Source organism: Blautia sp. DFI.3.45, assembly GCF_020593505.1.
Lineage (GTDB): Bacteria > Bacillota > Clostridia > Lachnospirales > Lachnospiraceae > Blautia_A > Blautia_A wexlerae.
On record NZ_JAJDMI010000195.1, the window covers coordinates 1 to 335 of the forward strand.

The following is a 335-nucleotide window of genomic DNA, read 5'->3' on the forward strand; positions in this document are numbered from 1 at the left end:
CATTGTATCATTTACAGTTTTTAGATTATTTAAATCAAACATTATGCATGCTGTAAGATCTGTAATTATATCTTTTTTATTAAGTATCTCATTACAGGCATTTTTATTTGGCAGTCCAGTATAGGCATCTATGAATGCTTTCTGTTCCAGCAGTCTGTTTTGCATTGCCATCTGCATTGCCCTTAGAGTCTGCATAATAACCAATATCACCAGACTCAACATATCAAGTGCCGACAGAAGCTCTATGGTACGAATCTTTATAGCAATCTTTTCTGAATAGCTTTCTGCGGCAGAGACAGTTTCATCTGCCATCGTAAAATATATTTCACTCATAT

The 335-nt window shown here is 34.6% G+C and carries 1 pseudogene; it reads right to left on the reverse strand.

The annotated features are described in order from the left end of the window. Positions 1–335: pseudogene (locus tag LJE09_RS19030) on the reverse strand (GGDEF domain-containing protein); the annotation flags it as partial.